At 62.6% G+C, this 16,238-nt stretch carries 22 protein-coding genes and 1 pseudogene; 17 read left to right on the top strand and 6 right to left on the bottom strand.

What is annotated here, in order from left to right; all coding sequences use genetic code 11:
* Positions 1 to 22 precede the first annotated feature (22 nt).
* Positions 23 to 592 carry a hypothetical protein gene (locus LL972_RS20530; RefSeq protein WP_228329166.1) on the top strand — a complete coding sequence of 190 codons (570 nt, stop codon included), beginning with the start codon at positions 23 to 25 and terminating at the stop codon, positions 590 to 592.
* A 101-nt stretch (positions 593 to 693) separates the two neighbouring features.
* Here the strand turns inward: LL972_RS20530 and LL972_RS20525 are convergent, their stop codons facing one another.
* From LL972_RS20525 to LL972_RS20505, 5 genes are all read right to left on the bottom strand, one after another.
* On the bottom strand, positions 694 to 1,698 hold the full coding sequence (locus LL972_RS20525) for a hypothetical protein (protein ID WP_228329164.1): 1,005 nt from the start codon (positions 1,696 to 1,698) through the stop codon (positions 694 to 696).
* A 125-nt stretch (positions 1,699 to 1,823) separates the two neighbouring features.
* Positions 1,824 to 2,534 carry a DNA-methyltransferase gene (locus LL972_RS20520; protein WP_228329163.1) on the bottom strand — a complete coding sequence of 237 codons (711 nt, stop codon included), beginning with the start codon at positions 2,532 to 2,534 and terminating at the stop codon, positions 1,824 to 1,826.
* The gene (locus LL972_RS20515) at positions 2,452 to 2,697 is read right to left on the bottom strand and encodes a Com family DNA-binding transcriptional regulator (protein ID WP_228329162.1); all 246 of its coding nucleotides are present in this window, start codon (positions 2,695 to 2,697) and stop codon (positions 2,452 to 2,454) included. The genes LL972_RS20520 and LL972_RS20515 overlap by 83 nt, the downstream gene beginning before the upstream one ends.
* A 25-nt stretch (positions 2,698 to 2,722) precedes the next feature.
* Complete coding sequence (locus tag LL972_RS20510; RefSeq protein ID WP_228329161.1) at positions 2,723 to 3,736, bottom strand: phage portal protein; 1,014 nt, start codon at positions 3,734 to 3,736, stop codon at positions 2,723 to 2,725.
* A complete protein-coding gene (locus LL972_RS20505; protein ID WP_228329165.1) occupies positions 3,736 to 5,499 on the bottom strand; it encodes a terminase ATPase subunit family protein in 1,764 nt (587 codons plus the stop codon). The genes LL972_RS20510 and LL972_RS20505 overlap by 1 nt, the downstream gene beginning before the upstream one ends.
* Before the next feature lie 142 nt (positions 5,500 to 5,641).
* Here LL972_RS20505 and LL972_RS20500 point away from each other — a divergent pair, with 142 nt between their 5' ends.
* The 11 genes from LL972_RS20500 to LL972_RS20450 all read left to right on the top strand — a co-directional run bounded on the left by LL972_RS20500 (position 5,642) and on the right by LL972_RS20450 (position 11,659).
* Positions 5,642 to 6,484, top strand: a complete 843-nt coding sequence (locus tag LL972_RS20500) for a GPO family capsid scaffolding protein (protein WP_228329160.1) — start codon at positions 5,642 to 5,644, stop codon at positions 6,482 to 6,484.
* A 58-nt stretch (positions 6,485 to 6,542) separates the two neighbouring features.
* A complete protein-coding gene (locus tag LL972_RS20495; protein ID WP_228329159.1) occupies positions 6,543 to 7,559 on the top strand; it encodes a phage major capsid protein, P2 family in 1,017 nt (338 codons plus the stop codon).
* Between the two features lie 3 nt (positions 7,560 to 7,562).
* Positions 7,563 to 8,282, top strand: a complete 720-nt coding sequence (gpM, locus tag LL972_RS20490; protein ID WP_228329158.1) for a phage terminase small subunit — start codon at positions 7,563 to 7,565, stop codon at positions 8,280 to 8,282.
* 98 nt (positions 8,283 to 8,380) lie between these two features.
* Entirely contained in the window at positions 8,381 to 8,848 is a 468-nt protein-coding gene (locus tag LL972_RS20485; protein WP_228329157.1) for a head completion/stabilization protein, read from the top strand.
* Positions 8,848 to 9,057, top strand: coding sequence for a tail protein X (locus LL972_RS20480; RefSeq protein ID WP_005917735.1), 210 nt, complete (start codon positions 8,848 to 8,850; stop codon positions 9,055 to 9,057). Before LL972_RS20485 ends, LL972_RS20480 begins: the two co-directional genes overlap by 1 nt.
* Before the next feature lie 4 nt (positions 9,058 to 9,061).
* Positions 9,062 to 9,418, top strand: coding sequence for a phage holin family protein (locus LL972_RS20475; protein ID WP_005929454.1), 357 nt, complete (start codon positions 9,062 to 9,064; stop codon positions 9,416 to 9,418).
* Positions 9,411 to 9,686 (top strand): phage holin family protein, encoded by a 276-nt coding sequence (locus LL972_RS20470; RefSeq protein WP_005922189.1) that lies wholly within the window; start codon positions 9,411 to 9,413, stop codon positions 9,684 to 9,686. The genes LL972_RS20475 and LL972_RS20470 overlap by 8 nt, the downstream gene beginning before the upstream one ends.
* A complete protein-coding gene (locus tag LL972_RS20465) occupies positions 9,686 to 10,324 on the top strand; it encodes a glycoside hydrolase family 19 protein (protein ID WP_228329156.1) in 639 nt (212 codons plus the stop codon). Before LL972_RS20470 ends, LL972_RS20465 begins: the two co-directional genes overlap by 1 nt.
* Positions 10,324 to 10,812 carry a hypothetical protein gene (locus tag LL972_RS20460; protein WP_228329155.1) on the top strand — a complete coding sequence of 163 codons (489 nt, stop codon included), beginning with the start codon at positions 10,324 to 10,326 and terminating at the stop codon, positions 10,810 to 10,812. Before LL972_RS20465 ends, LL972_RS20460 begins: the two co-directional genes overlap by 1 nt.
* On the top strand, positions 10,809 to 11,225 hold the full coding sequence (locus tag LL972_RS20455) for a phage tail protein (RefSeq protein ID WP_228329154.1): 417 nt from the start codon (positions 10,809 to 10,811) through the stop codon (positions 11,223 to 11,225). The genes LL972_RS20460 and LL972_RS20455 overlap by 4 nt, the downstream gene beginning before the upstream one ends.
* On the top strand, positions 11,213 to 11,659 hold the full coding sequence (locus tag LL972_RS20450; RefSeq protein WP_228329153.1) for a phage virion morphogenesis protein: 447 nt from the start codon (positions 11,213 to 11,215) through the stop codon (positions 11,657 to 11,659). The genes LL972_RS20455 and LL972_RS20450 overlap by 13 nt, the downstream gene beginning before the upstream one ends.
* A gap of 164 nt (positions 11,660 to 11,823) precedes the next feature.
* Here the strand turns inward: LL972_RS20450 and LL972_RS20445 are convergent, their stop codons facing one another.
* Positions 11,824 to 12,258, bottom strand: a complete 435-nt coding sequence (locus LL972_RS20445; protein WP_228329152.1) for a hypothetical protein — start codon at positions 12,256 to 12,258, stop codon at positions 11,824 to 11,826.
* A gap of 191 nt (positions 12,259 to 12,449) precedes the next feature.
* Here LL972_RS20445 and LL972_RS20440 point away from each other — a divergent pair, with 191 nt between their 5' ends.
* The 5 genes and pseudogenes from LL972_RS20440 to LL972_RS20420 form a co-directional block, all read left to right on the top strand.
* Entirely contained in the window at positions 12,450 to 13,340 is an 891-nt protein-coding gene (locus LL972_RS20440; protein WP_228329151.1) for a baseplate assembly protein, read from the top strand.
* Positions 13,333 to 13,878, top strand: a complete 546-nt coding sequence (locus LL972_RS20435) for a phage tail protein I (RefSeq protein ID WP_228329150.1) — start codon at positions 13,333 to 13,335, stop codon at positions 13,876 to 13,878. Before LL972_RS20440 ends, LL972_RS20435 begins: the two co-directional genes overlap by 8 nt.
* Positions 13,879 to 13,965: 87 nt before the next feature.
* The gene (locus tag LL972_RS20430; RefSeq protein ID WP_228329149.1) at positions 13,966 to 15,393 is read left to right on the top strand and encodes a phage tail protein; all 1,428 of its coding nucleotides are present in this window, start codon (positions 13,966 to 13,968) and stop codon (positions 15,391 to 15,393) included.
* A 9-nt stretch (positions 15,394 to 15,402) separates the two neighbouring features.
* Positions 15,403 to 15,981 (top strand): phage tail protein, encoded by a 579-nt coding sequence (locus LL972_RS20425; protein ID WP_228329148.1) that lies wholly within the window; start codon positions 15,403 to 15,405, stop codon positions 15,979 to 15,981.
* Between the two features lie 60 nt (positions 15,982 to 16,041).
* Positions 16,042 to 16,238 (top strand): annotated as a pseudogene (locus tag LL972_RS20420) (hypothetical protein); the annotation flags it as partial.

Raw genomic sequence — 16,238 nt, 5'->3', positions numbered from 1 at the left:
TCGTTGGTCTCCTTGGTGGCTAGTGTGCCCGGGGACCTCTAACTATGGATGGACCAATTTTACGGGGAGTCGACAGGACGATCTGGTCCGGGAGCAGCTGCAGCTTCTGCAGAGCGCCGTCAACAGTGCCGATCAGCGCGTCAATCGCGTGGTGGAAAGCGCACTTCCCCGGCTAACGCAATTGAGCAATCAGGCGCTGACGCAAACGTTGGAACCGGCGGCCGAGCGATTCAACAAGAAGATGGCAACTGCGGAGCAGACGGTCCAGCAGGCGACCCAGCGTTACGCGCACGCACAGCACTCCCTGGAAACAACGACAACGCGGCGCATGTGGATCGCATCAATTGCCTTGCTGGTGGCGGGTGTAATCAGCGTGGTCGTCGCCGGCTACGCGCTCTACAGCACAAAAGCGGCTGTCGCTGAAGCCGCCCAACTCCGAGCGGAAATCACCTTTTTGGATCGTGTTGCTCGTGCCAATCTCGTTGCCTGTGGCAAGGACAGCCTATGCGCCGAGATCGACAAGAAAGGGCCGCGCTATGGTGATCGCGGGCAGTACAGAGTTATCGAATTGCGTCAATCTGTCGAGCAATAGCCAATTCGGTTGACCGGCACGCGAAGGCTAGTCCCCGCCGATAGGTGACCTATACTGCAGTAGCTGCGAGGGGCGCCATTAAATAATCGCATAAATCGCTGTCATAGCGAAAGACGGGGAAGCTCAGCAGGATATTTAGCAAGCCTCCAAGCAGCTCTGAATAAATTCTCTAATTTTAGACATAGCTCACTAAACTCAATCAACGGATCCCCCTTAAAATTTTCGCTGCTAGAGCTTGAAGGGGGGCGGCCGATCCGAATTGTTCTGACAGGGCCGTGAACAGTAGAAACCTCATCCAAGGTGATTGATGAATAATCAGGATCGCCAGCCATCGGCATTGAGTGCAACATTTTGTTCCTCACCAGACCCAGGAGACGAAGCCATCCAGGATTATCCTTGGTGCCCATTTCAGCCAACAGCAAAGCAACTAATGGATTTTCTCTAGCCCCCGCATTAGTTGAACTATTCAGCCAACTCTCTAAGCGCATCATGTCGTTCACATTGGATTTTGCTCCCACATGAATTGCAGCCACCCTTGCCAAATGATCACGGGCACTGCAAAGCTCTGCAGCTAACGAATGAAAATTAGGATATATATTATTTAATTGAGCATTGGAAAACCACTTACCCACCTTCGCTCCGTCTTCAATTGCCCATTGCAATTGATCATGGTAACTGTCGGAAATATTTTTAAGGCTTGTCCCGGCGGCTTTCAAGTGTCTACATATAAATTCAGCCAAATTCGAATATTCCTCATCCCCCGCTTGACCGGCTTGAAATGATACCGCCTCCCAAGTTTCTGCGGCTGAAAGCCTACTTTTAATATCTCGCGCGCAAAACTCAAAAACCTCCATTTGAATTCGCTCAGCATCTGGACTATTCCGATACTTGGCACACATTCCAACCATTCGCGCACCACACTGCGTGACAAATTTTAGATTAGCTGCAGGGCTTTTGAATATAATTGAAGCACACTTATTTAAGACAGGCAGAGGAAAAACGCTCCAACCCTCCTGAGTGTCAAACGCGCGAAGTCCACCGGTAAAATGGACTTCTTGAGTGGTGTAAGCCTTGCCTATTTTAAACTCAGTTATCTGGGCGCTCACCTAATAGTCCTTGTATTCCTCATTCAACGATGGTGTAGAAATTCTTGCGAGAAATCAAATGATCACCATTGACGCGCATAAGCCGCCCGGATGAGGCGGCTTGCGGTGAATGCGTGAGCTGGGAGTTACAGCGCTGTCAGCCGGTCACGGGTAACAGCGGTGTACTGATCCGTCATCTCGATGCCAACCGCCTCGAATCCTTCCAGCTGCGCAGCCACCAACGTGGTTCCGCTACCAGCGAACGGATCAAGCACGCGCCCGCCTGCCTCGCAGATCCGCACCAGCTGTCGCATCAATTCGGTGGGCTTACCGGTCAGGTGATGCTTGTCGGCCTTGCGCACGGACTCACGGATGACGCCGGGCAGGATAGGCGCACGGCGATCCAGCGACATGTTGCCCTTGCTACCCCACACGATGTATTCGGCTTGGTTGCGGAAGCGGCCCAGCTGGGGCCGCACGCCCTCGGTCTTGTCCCAGACTGTGATGCCGCGCCAGGTGAAGCCTGCGATCTGCAGCGCGTCAGTGGTCAGCGGCAGCTGCCGCCAGTCGGTGAACAGCAGGACCGGCGCGCCGTCCTTGAGCACGCGCGCGCACTCGGACAACCACAGATGCATCCACTTCAGGTGCGAGCGTTGGTCGCGCTCGTCGCCAACAAAGTCGGCGTGCAGTTGCGCACCACCGCCCTGGACGTACTTTGCCGATGGCGGCTTGGCCCGTGCCGCAGCGGTGAGGCCGCCGCTTGCATACGGCGGATCAGTGATCAGCGCGTCGAACGAATTGGCCTCGAGCGTGGGCAGGATGGTCAGGGCGTCGCCCTGCAGGAGCTGGTTTTTCATGGTGAGAGCCTTCTTGGATTCGCTCGCGGCGATCGGAGGTGAGGCTCTCGGCCTTCAGGTGATTGAGCGTGCCGCAACGCGGGCACTTGATCTGGATTTCATCGAAGGCGCCGGCCTTGCACAGCAGGCGGGCGCATTCGCCACAACGGAGGTTCTTGAGCATTGCGTGGTCTTGCGGTGGGAAAGGATTACGCGGCCGCGGGCGGCGCGTACGGGGTGAACGAGATCACCTCATCGCCCACCCAGTCGTTGATCTTCAGCATGCGCGCCTGCAGCGGTTCCAGCTCGTTGGCGGCCCACACGGCAGCGGCCTCGCGGATCGAGCCGAAGCCGCCGGCGTTCTGCGGCACGATGCCCATGAGTTGCGGCGGGATCCGCAGCGCGGCCAGCATGTCGTCGCGGGTAATGCCCTTGATGCCGCTGAACTCGTCCTTGGCCGCCACCTCGCTGACCGGGATCAGCTTTAGCCCGTCCTTGTTGCCGCCTGGCGAGTACAGGAACAGATTGCGGAAGTTGCCCGGCCCCTTGGCGCCCTTCATCGCAGTGCGCAGCGCATCGACGTCTTCTTGGCTCTGCTGCGGGTCGGTCAGGTACAGGATGAAACCGGCATGCGAGCCGTTGTTGTAGTACTTGCGGCGGAACAGCGTGGCCGACTCATTGAGCAGCGCCGACTGCATGGCCGGCATCCACTCGGGCAGCCCATAGAGTTCCTGATCGACATCGGCCTCGCGTAGCTGGAACACGCTGCCCGGCTCGAACACGTGTTCGTCGTGCCAGGTGCGCACTTGGAAGTACTCGCCCTCCGCAACACCGCGCCGCATGTACTTTGATAACGGCGCAGTCAGGGACAGCGCGCCGCCCATGCGGTTGCGGCGCCGCTCAAGGTAGCCATTGCCCAGCGTGATCCAGTCCAGCGACAGCTGCTCGAAGGCTTCGCGTGTCAGTAGCCGGTGCGGCTTGAAAGTCCGCGCCAGCATGTTGCGCTTGAAGATCAGCCCGGACTGCAAGAACGGATTGCTGCGCGTGGTCTTGGACAGGCCGTCCAGGGCCACCGGCGGCTCGTACCAGCGCCCGTTCTGCCAGCACTCCAGATAGTCCAGCACGCCGCGCCCATCGAGCACCGGCGTCGGGTCGCCAAAGGTAAAGGCCTCGGCGCGGGCGGGCGCTGCAGGCGCGGTGGCGGGCAGCTGGTCGGTCAACATCAAGAGATCTCCATGAAGCCGGAGTTGCGCGCGGTGCGCCCTTCCAGCGGTTCGTTCTGCAGCGCGTGGAACAGTGCCCACGCCAGGTCCGCGTGGCCGGTCTCTTCCGAGCGGCCGGCGGTGAAGGTGGATTGCCGGCCGCTGGCCGTCATGGTCTTGCGGATGGCCATCAACGACTGCGCCATGTCGATCCAGCCGGCGTCGAACTCCAGCCGGCCGTTGTGGATCACATCGAACGCCTTGAGTACCAAGCGCGTTTTGACTTCCGGCGAGTAGCTGAAGGTAACCAGATTCGGGAAGAACTGCTTCACCAGCTGCGCCACACCGCTACCCATGCCGGTGGTGTCGATGCCGATATAGGTCACCCAGTACCGTTGCGTGACGCCATGAATAAACTTGGCCTGTGCCGCAAAGTCCATGCCACGAAACTGATGCCGTTCGAGGATGCGGAACTTGCCGCCGGGCTGCTGCGGTGGCGCCAGCACGACCAGGCCGGCGGTGTCGCCCGTCTCGGCCGGGTCGTAGCCGATCCACACCGCGCGATCGCCGTAGGGTCGCGCGGCGAACGGTTTGTAGTCCTGGCCCCACTCGACCCAGCTATCGACCATGCACGGCTGCAGCATCGCCAACGGGAAGATGCTGGCGCCGTCGTCGACGAACTCGCACATCAACAGGTTGGCGAACGCGTCTGGGCTGTATTCCTCGCGCAGCTCGTCGATATCGAACAGGTCGCAGCCACGGCGCTGGGCGTCGAGGATGTTGACGATCTGTCGCCAGGCGCGGTCCTGGCAGCGGCGCCCACCGGCCAGCGCGTCATGCGAGACATCGATCTGGATCCGCTGCGCGGCCGGCTTGCCCTTGTTACGGCGCTCGCCGGTCCAGAACGTGTAGGCCTCATGGGCCATGCTCGATGGCGTGCTGAAGTAGGTCTTGCGCCACTTCTTGTGCATCGCCATGCCGCTGGCGACTTTGTTCAATTCGTTGAACCCGTAGGTCCAGAAGAATTCGTCGAAGTAGAAATTGCCGTGGTAGCCCTGGGCGGTGCGTGCATTGGTGCCCAGGAAGAACAGCTCGGCGCCGTTGGGAAACACGATGCTGTCACCGCCGGAGAGCGTCTCGTCGATCGTCTCGCGCACGAACTGCTGCATGTAGCCACGGAACAGATGCGCCTGCGCTTTCGATGCACTGAGAAAGATCTGATTGCGCCCGGTGGTGAGCGCATCGATCAGCGCCTCGCGGGCGAAGTAGAACGTGGCACCGATCTGACGCGACTTGAGGATGATGCGGGTACGCTCGTTGCTGGCCCGGTACCAATCGCGCTGATAGTCGAAGCAGCCATCGACGAACGCGGTGGTCAGTTGCTCGATCTGTTCCTCGGTGAAGTCATTGCGCTTAGGCTTCTTCTTCGGCGCGGCGTTGCGGTTCGCCACAGCCGGATTCAGGTCGGCTTCGTTGCCGCCGCCCTGGTAGCGTTGGATGCGCGCCTGGCGCTCCAACTGCCGATGCAACAGATCAATTTCCTTGAAGTCGCCGCCGGATTTTTCCGGCTTCATGATCAGCACGACCAGGCGTGCTTCCAGTGCTCCGCCGATGCGCTCGACGTTATCTGCGCGATCCCACTCGTCACGCGACTTCCAGCTGTGTACAGTCTTCTCGTTCTCGCCGATGGCCTGCGCAATTTCGGTCACGCGCCATCCCATCCAGTACAGGAACTTGGCCTGTCTGCGGGTATCCATCGGGAGCTGGGTGGCAACGCTTTGCATGCCGACCAGGGTGCGGCTCACCTCTTAATCTCGACAGTTGAACGACGCGTAATCGCCTTGTTTACATGGTGGTTTCGTTGCTGCGCTGTGCGTCGCGTTTGACCATGGGTCATCGCAAACGCATCCAGCGCAGAGGACACCCATGTCGGGCAAGACCAAGAAGTTCCGTTCCAACTGGTTCCGCGTGGCCGTCGAAGGCGCCACCACCGATGGCCGCACGATTCAGCGCAGCTGGATCGACGACATGGCCGCCACCTACAACCGCGAGACCTACAACGCCCGCATCTGGATCGAGCACATGCGCAGCCTGCTGCCGGACTCGCCGTTCCGTGCGTATGGCGATGTCACTGCGGTCAAGGCGGAAGAGGTGGAGATCGACGGCACCAAGCGCCTGGCGCTGTTCGCCCAGATCGAGCCGACCGCCGACCTGATCACCATCAACAAGTCCAAGCAGAAGCTCTACACCAGCATCGAGGTGCAGGAGAAGTTCGCCAACACCGGCCAGGCCTATCTGGTCGGCCTGGCCGTGACCGATTCGCCGGCCAGCCTGGGCACTTCCATGCTCAGCTTCGCCAGCCAGAACCCCGACGCCAATCCGCTGGCCGATCGCAAACAGTCACCGGGCAACCTGTTCACTGCCGCCGAGGAGACCGCGCTGGAGTTCAGCGAAGTCAGCGAAGGCCCGGTCGCCAACCTGCTCAGCCGGATCCGCACCGCCCTCAAGAGCGAGGACGCCACCAGCATCACCGCCGCGCAGTTCGCAGAGCTTGGCGAAGGCGTCGAAGAGATCGCCGAACACGTGCGCGGTCAGGACGAACGCTTCAACCGCCTGCAGGCCGAGCACGCCGAGCAGAAGACCAAGCACGAGCAGCTGGCGAACGACCTGGCGCGGCTGCGCGAGTCGCTGTCGCAGCAGCCGGATCCCGCGCAGCCGGCGCGCCCGGTGGTCACCGGCAGCGGCGCGGCTGTGTTGACCGACTGCTAATCCCTACGCCTTTCGCACACCACACACACGCCGCCAGCGCCCCACCTTCGGAGCCACCATGCAAAACGCCACCCGCCTGCAATTCAACCAGTTCGCCGAGCAGATCGCCAAGCTCAACGGCATCACCTCCGCGTTCCATTCCTTCGCTGTCGATCCGACCGTGCAGCAGAAGCTGGAAACGCGCATGCAGGAATCGAGCGAGTTCCTGTCCAAGATCAACATCGTCCCGGTGGACGAACTGTCCGGCCAGAAGGTGGGCATCGGCGTCACTGGCAGCATCGCCAGCCGCACCGACACTGGCGCCGGCAAGACCCGCACCCCACGCAATGTCGCCGCACTCGACAAGAACGAGTACGTCGCCAAGAAGACCGACTTCGACACCGCCATCCCGTATGCGCTGCTCGATACCTGGGCCAAGTTCCCAGACTTCCAGGCGCGCCTGCGCGATGCGATCGTCAAGCGTCAGGCGCTGGATCGTCTGCAGATCGGCTTCAACGGCACGCACGCCGCTGCTGACACCAACCGCGACACGTTCCCGCTGCTGGAAGACGTCAACATCGGCTGGCTGCAGCAGTACCGCACCAACGCTGCCCAGCGCGTGCTGGGCAGCGGCAAGACGGCCGACAAGATGGTCATCGGCGCCGGCGATGGTGCGGACTACCGCAACCTCGACGCGCTGGTGTACGACGTGGTGAGCAACCTGCTGGACCCGTGGCATCGCAAGGATCCGAGCCTGGTGGTAGTACTCGGCCGCGACCTGATGCACGACAAGTATTTCCCGATGATCAACAAGGATCAGCCGGCCAGCGAGAAGATCGCCACCGATTTGATCTTGAGCCAGCGCCGCGTCGGCGGCCTGCAGGTCGCCGAGGTGCCGTACCTGCCGGACGGTGCGTTGATGGTCACCTCGCTGGCGAACCTGTCGATCTACTACCAGACCGGCGGCCGTCGCCGTTACATCCAGGAAGTGCCCGCGCGCGATCGCATCGAGAACTACGAGTCCTCCAACGATGCCTACGTGGTCGAAGACTACGGCCTGGGCTGCGTGGTCGAGCACATCGAGATCGAGGCCTAAACCATGGCCGACAGTCCCGCCAAGCGTCACCACAGCCGCGTGCTCGCCGAGCTGGAAGCCGCCCAACGCGCACCGCACCAGCTGATGGCTGGTGCAACGGCTTACGAGCAGCACATGGCGCAGCTGCAGAGCGATCGCCTGCGGCTGAAACAGATCCAGTCCACCCAGGGCAAGGCCGCACTCAAGGTGCAGCTGCTGCCGACCTACGTGCCGTATCTGGCCGGCGTGCTGGCCGGCGGCCAGGGCGCGCAGGACGAGGTCGTCATGACGTGCATGGTGTGGCGCATTGATGCCGGCGACTATGCCGGCGCGCTGGAGCTGGGCGCCTATGTGCTCAAGCATGGCCTGCAGATGCCGGACCGCTTCTCGCGCACGGTGGGCTGCGTGCTGGCCGAGGAAATTGCCGAGGCGGCATTGTCGGCGCAGAAGACCGGCCAGGCGTTCGATGCGGTTGTGTTGGCCGACACAGCCGCGCTGACTGCCGAGCAGGACATGCCCGATGAGGTGCGCGCCAAGCTGCACCTGGCACTGGCCCGCGCATCGCTGGCAGGCATCACCGATGAGACGCCTGCCGACCAGGCGCAGCCCATCGCCGCCGCCGCTGTTGCCGACTTGCAGCGCGCCATTGCACTGCACGGCAGCTGCGGCGGCAAGAAGGATCTGGAGCGCGCCGAGCGCCTCCTGAAGAAGTTCAGCGCTGAGCCTGCAGGCGACAGCGCATAACCGAGCGTCCCCGCAACCCTCGCCGGCTCGGCGCCGATCCACAGCAATGCATCGCTGAGGTGACGCCCCGACCACCGGCGATCTATTCCGAGCCATCCATGAGCGGATTCACTGCCACCGGGACGACCAGCGCCACGCTCGATGCGATCGCCAATGCGCCGTTTTGGCCGGCGATCGCACCGGGTGCCGTGCGCGCGAGCATGCGACTGGATGGCACCGTCACTGATGCGCGTCTGCGCCACGCCATCGTCGCAGCGATGCTCGCGGTGAACGATGAGCTGGATGCCTGGGCGCAGACGCAGCAGGCGGCCGGCTACGTCGCGTTGGCTGACGTGCCCAGCACCACCGTCGATGGCGTCTCGCGCCGCGTACAGCTGTACCTGCGCGCCGTCGCGTGTGCCACTGCCGTCGAGGTGGCAGAGCGTTACCGCAGCTTCGACGCCACCGACAGTGCCAACCAGCGCGCAGACGACCTGTCGCCGAGCATCACCGAACTGCGCCGCGACCAACGCTGGGCCGTGCGCGATCTGCAGAACCTGCCGCGCAGCACGGTGGAGCTCATCTGATGCGCGTGCACGCCATGCAAGGCGACACCGTCGACCTGCTGTGCTGGCGCCACCTGGGCAGCACGGCTGGCCTGGTCGAGCGCACCTATCTCCTCAATCCCGGCCTGGCCGAACTGGGCGCCGTGCTGCCGCATGGCACGCCAGTGGAGTTGCCCGAGGTAACCACCACTACAGCGGCGATGACGCCGCTTGTGCAGCTATGGGACTGATCTGATGACCGAACCCACCTCCGTATCGAGCGGCTTTTTGATCGCCACCGGTGTGGGCCTTGCCTCCGTGCTGCCTGGCATCGACGGCGATGCCTTGATCGGCGCCTTCGCCGGCGGCGCGCTGTTCGTGGTGTCCGCCGCCAAGCAACCGCTGCTGGCGCGATTGATCTATTTCCCGGTGAGCGTGATCGCCGGCTACCAGCTGGCGCCGGAAATCTTGCGCTGGTTGCCGATCAAGTCCAGCGGCGTGGCCGCCTTCGCCAGCGCGGCGTGCGCGATCACCGTCACGCTGGGCCTGATCGAAAAGAGCAAGTCCTTCGACTTTTCCTTCCTACGTCGTGGAGGTCCGCCCAGTGCATAGCCTGGTCACCGTCCTGACGTTGATGGCCTCGCTCGCCATCTGCGTCCGCCTGCTTACCTACCACCGCCCCGTCGATGCGCGTCACCGACGCGGCGCGGGCTGGTGCGCGTGGTTGCTGATCGCCAGCACTGGCGGCCAGGCGCTGCACATCCTGCTGGCGGGTGCCGGCTCGCAAGTCAGTCTCTGGCACCTGGGCACGTTGATCGTGCTGGCGGTGCTCACCTACCGCGCCCAGGGCAATGTGGCGCGCATCCTGAAGGTCGATTGATGTTCACCGATACCCAGCTCGCCTCGATCATGCAGTGCTCGGCCCAACGCGCACAGCGCTGGCACGGCCCACTGATTGCCGCCGCCAACCGCTTTGGCATCACCACCAAGCGCCGCGCCGCGCATTGGCTCGGCCAGGTCGGCCACGAAAGCCTGAGCCTGTCGCGCATGGAAGAAGGGCTGACGTACACCACCAGCGCACGGCTGTTGGAAGTGTTCGGTGCACGCATCACGCCGGCACAGGCACCCAAGTTCCTGCGCAATCCGGTGGGCCTGGCCAACTTCGTCTACGCCGACCGCCTGGGCAACGGCAACGAAGCCAGCGGCGATGGCTATCGCCACCGGGGCCGTGGTCCGATGCAACACACCTTCCGGGGCAACTACCGCCGTATCGGTGTGCTGATCGGCTTGCCGGTCGAAGAGCAGCCCGACCTGCTGCTGCAGATCGAGCCAAGCGCATTGGGTGCGGCGGCGTACTGGCAAGACAACGGGCTGAATGTCCTGGCCGATGCCGGCGATGTGCTGGGCCTGGGCCGCAAGATCAACCTGGGCAACGTGCGCGCCAAGCGCTTGCCCGAAGGCCATAGCGATCGCGTCACGCGCACGCAGCGCGCCCTGCAGATCCTGGGCGTGAGCTGATGGTCACGCGCCTGATCATCCTGCTGGCGCTAATTGCGGTGCTCGTCGGTGGCTGCGTGTGGCAGGAGCGGCGCGTCAGCGCCGCGCAGACAGAGCGCGATGCCGCGCTGCAGGCCAAGCGCCGGGCCGAGGCGGAACGCGACAGCGCCAAAGGCTCCACCACCGTTGTGACGCAGTACGTCGACCGCGTGCAGATCGTGCGCGAAGCCGGCGCCACCATCACCCGCGAGATCCCCATCTATGTCACCCAGAAAGCCGATGCTGCTTGCGCTATCCCTGCTGGCTTTGTGCGGCTGCATGACGCCGCCGCCACGGGCAACCCTGCCGGGCCGCCCACCGGAGATCCTGATGCGCCGGCCCCCGGCATTACGCTCTCTGCCATCGCTGGCACCGTCACCGACAACTACACCAGCTGCCACGCCACCGCCGCGCAGCTGAGCGCACTGCAGGACTGGATCGACCTGCACGCACCGGAGCCGGCGCCATGATCAAGCCCGCCAGCCTGCGCGCGCATCTGGTCGCGGCATTGCCGGACCTGGCACGCGATGCCGACCGGCTGCTGGTGTTTATCGACGCCGGCAGCCTGGTCAGCACGTTCCAGCCGGGGCTGTCGTTCGAGTACCAGTACACGCTCAACCTGATCGTGACCGACTACGCCGGCCACCCCGACAGCGTGATGCTGCCGCTACTGGAATGGGTGCAGGTCAATCAGTCGGAACTGCTCTCCAACACGGCACGGCGCGGCGAGATCGCCTTCGAGGCCGACATCCTCGCCAACGATGCGGTGGATCTGTCGATCAAGCTGCCGCTGACCGAACGCGTGGTCGTGACGGCGAAAGATGGCGGCGGTTATGACATGGCCCATGCGCCCGAACCCGTGATCGATCCATGGATGAGCTGACCGCGCTGGAGAATTGGGCCGCGCCGTTGCTGGCCCGCTTGCAGCCAGGCGAACGCCGCACGCTGGCCCGCAAGATCGGAACCGAACTGAGGCGCTCGCAGAGCCAGCGCATCGGCAAGCAGCAGGCGCCCGATGGCACACCGTATGCGCCGCGCAAGGAACAACTGCGGGACAAGGCGGGCAGAGTCAAGCGCAAGAAGATGTTCGCCAAGCTGCGGCAAGCCAAGTACTTCAAGGTCAGCGCCAGCCCTAACCAGGTGAGCGTGGGATTTATGGGGCGCGTGTCACGAATCGCGCGCGCGCACCAAGAAGGCTTAAGCGAAAGCGTACGACCTGGTGGTCCAAGGGCACGTTACGAGAGGCGCGTGCTATTGGGACTCACTGAGCAAGACCGGCACCTCATCCGAGACCAACTCTTGAACCACTTAGGCTAGGCCGGGGTTGCTCAGACGTTACGAGGACGCCCCCCGACTGGTGCGCCCGTTGAGGGCGCTCCAGCAAAATGCTGCGGTGGCACCGCAGTCGCATATTACATCTGCGGCCCATTTTAATATAATTTTTAATTATTTTATATTTATATTTATATTTATATTTATATTTATATTTGAATAAATTCGATATTTGCCCAGGGTGCTGTTCTTGCTTGAACCAATAACGGATATCGGTTGAATGCAATTTTCATAGTTACATCCTTCCCGCCAACAGTGCACTTGCCATTGGGGCAACGGCCAACAACGATTACGTCAATTTTACTGGCAGTACAGGAACGCTTAACTGGCGTAGAAATACAGCGCATGCGATAGCGCCTCCCACAAGAAGCACCGTTATCCCATAGGCCATCCGAAACCGTCACTACTTGGTAGTTTCGCCCGCTGACTTGATCTTCCGGTACATTGCAACCCTGGACAAGGTCTGCGGCACGACGGGCGTTATTTCCATAAAAACTAATTGTGCCGATGTCTGCAAATGCGGCCGAAGAAAAGAGCAAACCGACTGCCGCGGCACTAAATCCTAGTAAAATTTTATTTTTCATGACTGCTCCCATGTGGACAAAAATTCTCTCAGGTCGCGCAACTCAGTTGCATCAAATATGCGAAAATTTGTTGCTGCTTGCGATTTGAGAGCAGCCATCAATTTTTTGTAGAACGAGAGCCAACAAGTCGCTGCCTGCAGATTTCCCCAGGTGGCACGAGATCATTGCGTACCGTTCGACGCAATAATCTAATGGCCTCCTTCACTGCTGTAGACCTGTCCAAACTTGAAGCACCAGATCTGATCGAAGCGCTGGACTTTGAGACGATCTTCGCTGAGGCCCTCGCCCAGTTCCGCCGGCTCATGCCGGAGTTCTCCGCGCTCACCGAAGCGGATCCGGTCTACAAGCTCCTGCAGCTGTTCGCGGCCCGCGAGCTGCTGATCCGCCAGCGCGCCAACGACAAGGCGCAGCAGACCATGCTGGCCTTCGCCACCGGCACCAACCTCGATCACCTGGGCGCATTGTTTGGCGTCGCGCGCCTGGTGCTCGATCCAGGGCTGCCGGAGAACGGCATTGCACCGACCCTTGAGTCGGACGTGGACTTCCGCCGCCGCATCCAGCTGGCGCCGGAGGGCTTCAGCGTTGCCGGCCCCGAGGGCGCGTACATCTATCACGCGCTCAGCGCGTCGGCCGATGTTATGGACGCCAGCGCCACCAGCCCCGCGCCTGGGCAAGTGCTGGTCACCGTGCAATCGCGCACCGGCGATGGCACCGCGCCGCAGGAACTGCTCGATGAGGTAGCCGCCGTCCTGACGGATGCCGACGTACGCCCTTTGACAGACGAGGTGGCGGTCCAGAGCGCCGAGATCGTCCTGTACGCCATTCGTGGGCGCGTCTACACCTATGCTGGCCCGGACTCGGCGGTGGTCATGCGCGAGGCGATGCGCAGCCTGCTGGCCTATCTCGCCGAGGCCCACCGCATCGGCCGCGACGTCCCCGAGTCCGCCATCAAGGCCAAGTTGTTTGTCGATGGCGTGCAGCGTGTTGAGCTGGACTCGCCTGCCGCTGACATCCGGATCAGCCGCACCCAGGCTGCGTACTGCACCTCGATCGACATCGTGCACGCCGGCATCGATGAGTAACTCCCCGCTGCCGCCCAACGCCACGCCGATGGAGCGCGCCCTGGCGGCGGTCACCGCTCGCCTGGAAGCGATCCCGCTGCCGTACCCGGATCTGTGGAATCCGGACACATGCCCGGCCGGTCATCTGCCGTGGCTGGCGTGGACGCTATCGGTGGACGACTGGAAAGCCGACTGGAGCGATGCGGTCAAGCGCTCGCGCTTGCGTAGCGCCATGGCAATTCAGCGCCGCAAGGGCACTGCCAACAGCGTCCGCATGGTGGTTGAGTCGTTTGGCGGTGCGGTGGCCATCCGCGAGTGGTGGCAGCAGGAGCCGCGCGGCCAGCCGCACACCTTCGAGTTGGCGCTGACGCTGACCGGTGCCGATGGGCAGAGCGCCAGCGCACGGTTCGTCGAGGAAGTCATCGCAGAGGTCGAGCGCACCAAACCCGTGCGCTCGCACTTCAACTTCACCCAAGGATTTCAGGCCGAGGCCCGACTCAACGTCGTGGCGCGCGGCAGGACCACCTTGTTCCTGCGCCTGCAGGGCGAGGCAAGCTAGAGAGCACACATGCCCGGACTTAAACTCAAGATCACCACCGCCGGCCGCCAGGCCCTGGTCGATCCCAAGCAGACCGGCACACAGGCGGTGACCATTGCCGCTGTCGGGCTGGCCGGCGCGGCGTTTCAGGCCAACGCCGAGCTCAAAGCGCTACCGTCAGAAATCAAGCGCCTGACCACCATCGGCGGAGCGGTCACGGCCAAGGACACGATGCACGTGTCCGTGCGCGATGAATCCACCGCCGTCTATAGCTGCTATGGATTCGGCCTGTATCTGGCAGATGGCACCCTGTTTGCCGCTTACGGCCAGCCGGCATTGCTGGTGGAGAAGTCTGGCGCCGCCTCGGTGCTGCTGGCGATCGACGTGGTGCTGGCCGACGTGGACACCGCGCAGATCACCTTCGGAGACACCAACTTCACCGATCCTGCGGCGACGGTGGATGTACCGGGTGTGGTGCGTCTGGCTACTGATGCTCAAGCGATCGAAGGACTCGACAAAGAGCGAGCGTTGTCGCCGGCCAACCTGATTGCTGTGTTGAACGCGCGCCTGGGCGATGCTGCGCCGACTGACTTCATCAAAGGGCTGTTGTCCCGGCCGACTGCGGCAGCAGCGCGCAACATGCTCGGCCTTCGCTCAGCGTCGACGTTTCATGTTGGTCCGGGCAATGGCTTGGATGCCGATTTTCTGGATGGACAGGAGGGCGCGTGGTATCGCGACTTCCGCAATCTGCAGAACGTGCCAAGCTCGTTCTTGCTGCCGGGCCAGATCGTGGTCATGGCCTCGCTCTATCCGCCGACCGGTCTGCTCGTCTGCGATGGCGCGGCGATCTCGCGCGTGAAGTATGCGGCGCTGTTCGCCGCCATTGGCACGGTCTACGGCGCAGGCGACGGCAGCACCACCTTCAACGTGCCCAGGATCAAGGACGGCACCGTCATCACGCATACCAGCGTCGCGACCTCGGTCGGTTCGTATGGCGCCGGCCAGGTCATCTCCCACGCGCATGGTGCCAGTGCAGCTGCTGTGGGCGACCACGCGCACTACATCGCCCTCTATGGCGCCGGCAACCATTCCCACGGTGCGAGTGCGAGTGCCTCCGGCGACCATGCTCATGGTGCATGGACTGACACGCAGGGCTGGCATGGGCATAGCGGCAGTACCAGCGCCTCCGGCGATCACCAACACCCCGGCGTCATACCATCCAGCCCGATCAATGGTTACGGCGTTTACCGCGAGCGCGATAACGATGCATCGCCCTCGGACGGTTGGACCGGTGCCGCCGGTAACCACGCACACTCCTTCGGCACCGATGGCGCGGGCAACCATACCCACAACATCGGTATGAACGGCGCGGGTAATCACAGCCACAGCATTGGCATCGGCGAAGGCGGCAACCACGCCCATGACGTGGATCATCGTGGGGCCGGCGCGCACACCCATGCCATCACCGTGAACGCCGACGGTGGCGCAGACAACCTGCCGGCCGGCCTGCGCATGACCTATTGCATCGCTTACTGAGGACCGAGCATGACCAACCCATTGCCACCCACCAACATCGCTTACGCCTACGAGGCTACCACCGGTGAATACACCGGCCCGGTGACCGTGTATCTCTCCGAGCTGGAAGGGCGCTACCCGCTGCCACCCAACACGGTTGCTATCGCGCCAGCACCGCCTGCTGGGCTGTATCAGCGGCATCGCCTGTCGCCAACGTCTGGCGCTTGGGAGTTGGTGCCGGACTATCGCGGCGTGATGCTCTACAGCACCGACACCGCCACGCCAGTCGCCAACACGCTTGCATTGGGCGATGCACTCCCACAGGGTTACACCACTTCGCAGCCGATCGCATTTCTTCCCAGCGACTACCGCCGCAACGTGTGGGACGATGCACGCGCGAGTTGGCGTGCGGATCCGGACTACAGCACGGCGCTGGTCTGGGAGAAGTCCACCGGTACGATCGCCCCGCGCCTTGCCGCTGGCGTCGCGTTGCCAGGGCAACTGACCACGGTTGCGCCACCGATTTCCGTTGACGGCACGCTGGTGTGGGATGAAGGTGGACAGGCCTGGTCGGTTCAACCCAGCACGCCCGATGCAGCCGCCGTGTAGCCAAGTGCTTTACGCACCAATTGCAGTGCGCAAGACGTTGCCGCCACTGACCATGGCTGCATGGGCAACGCATCCTCCGCACTGAGTAACGCCATTCGCCTCGGCACCATCGCCGAGGTGAATCTGGTCAACGCGCGATGCCGCGTGCAGGTCGGCGAGATGCTGACCGACTATCTGCCCTTGTCGACTCCCCCTAATTCAATGCCAGCCAAAACTAGAGGTCTGCGGTTGATGTTGATCACGGAACTCGGCGGGCG

This window comes from Xanthomonas campestris pv. asclepiadis, assembly GCF_020784175.1.
GTDB lineage: Bacteria > Pseudomonadota > Gammaproteobacteria > Xanthomonadales > Xanthomonadaceae > Xanthomonas > Xanthomonas campestris_D.
The sequence above is the reverse complement of the archived record's forward strand: the minus strand, read 5'-3'. Positions and strand labels throughout refer to the sequence as shown.

Excerpts from the sequence above, each read along its gene's own strand:
- gpM (WP_228329158.1), top strand. The coding sequence starts at position 7,563 with ATGGCCGACAGTCCCGCCAAGCGTCACCACAGCCGCGTGCTCGCCGAG.
- LL972_RS20485 (WP_228329157.1), top strand. The coding sequence starts at position 8,381 with ATGAGCGGATTCACTGCCACCGGGACGACCAGCGCCACGCTCGATGCG.
- LL972_RS20505 (WP_228329165.1), bottom strand. The coding sequence starts at position 5,499 with ATGCAAAGCGTTGCCACCCAGCTCCCGATGGATACCCGCAGACAGGCC.
- LL972_RS20495 (WP_228329159.1), top strand. The coding sequence starts at position 6,543 with ATGCAAAACGCCACCCGCCTGCAATTCAACCAGTTCGCCGAGCAGATC.
- LL972_RS20475 (WP_005929454.1), top strand. The coding sequence starts at position 9,062 with ATGACCGAACCCACCTCCGTATCGAGCGGCTTTTTGATCGCCACCGGT.
- LL972_RS20520 (WP_228329163.1), bottom strand. The coding sequence starts at position 2,534 with ATGAAAAACCAGCTCCTGCAGGGCGACGCCCTGACCATCCTGCCCACG.
- LL972_RS20500 (WP_228329160.1), top strand. The coding sequence starts at position 5,642 with ATGTCGGGCAAGACCAAGAAGTTCCGTTCCAACTGGTTCCGCGTGGCC.
- LL972_RS20510 (WP_228329161.1), bottom strand. The coding sequence starts at position 3,736 with ATGTTGACCGACCAGCTGCCCGCCACCGCGCCTGCAGCGCCCGCCCGC.
- LL972_RS20445 (WP_228329152.1), bottom strand. The coding sequence starts at position 12,258 with ATGAAAAATAAAATTTTACTAGGATTTAGTGCCGCGGCAGTCGGTTTG.
- LL972_RS20455 (WP_228329154.1), top strand. The coding sequence starts at position 10,809 with ATGATCAAGCCCGCCAGCCTGCGCGCGCATCTGGTCGCGGCATTGCCG.
- LL972_RS20440 (WP_228329151.1), top strand. The coding sequence starts at position 12,450 with ATGGCCTCCTTCACTGCTGTAGACCTGTCCAAACTTGAAGCACCAGAT.
- LL972_RS20480 (WP_005917735.1), top strand. The coding sequence starts at position 8,848 with ATGCGCGTGCACGCCATGCAAGGCGACACCGTCGACCTGCTGTGCTGG.
- LL972_RS20435 (WP_228329150.1), top strand. The coding sequence starts at position 13,333 with ATGAGTAACTCCCCGCTGCCGCCCAACGCCACGCCGATGGAGCGCGCC.
- LL972_RS20425 (WP_228329148.1), top strand. The coding sequence starts at position 15,403 with ATGACCAACCCATTGCCACCCACCAACATCGCTTACGCCTACGAGGCT.
- LL972_RS20465 (WP_228329156.1), top strand. The coding sequence starts at position 9,686 with ATGTTCACCGATACCCAGCTCGCCTCGATCATGCAGTGCTCGGCCCAA.
- LL972_RS20515 (WP_228329162.1), bottom strand. The coding sequence starts at position 2,697 with ATGCTCAAGAACCTCCGTTGTGGCGAATGCGCCCGCCTGCTGTGCAAG.
- LL972_RS20450 (WP_228329153.1), top strand. The coding sequence starts at position 11,213 with ATGGATGAGCTGACCGCGCTGGAGAATTGGGCCGCGCCGTTGCTGGCC.
- LL972_RS20460 (WP_228329155.1), top strand. The coding sequence starts at position 10,324 with ATGGTCACGCGCCTGATCATCCTGCTGGCGCTAATTGCGGTGCTCGTC.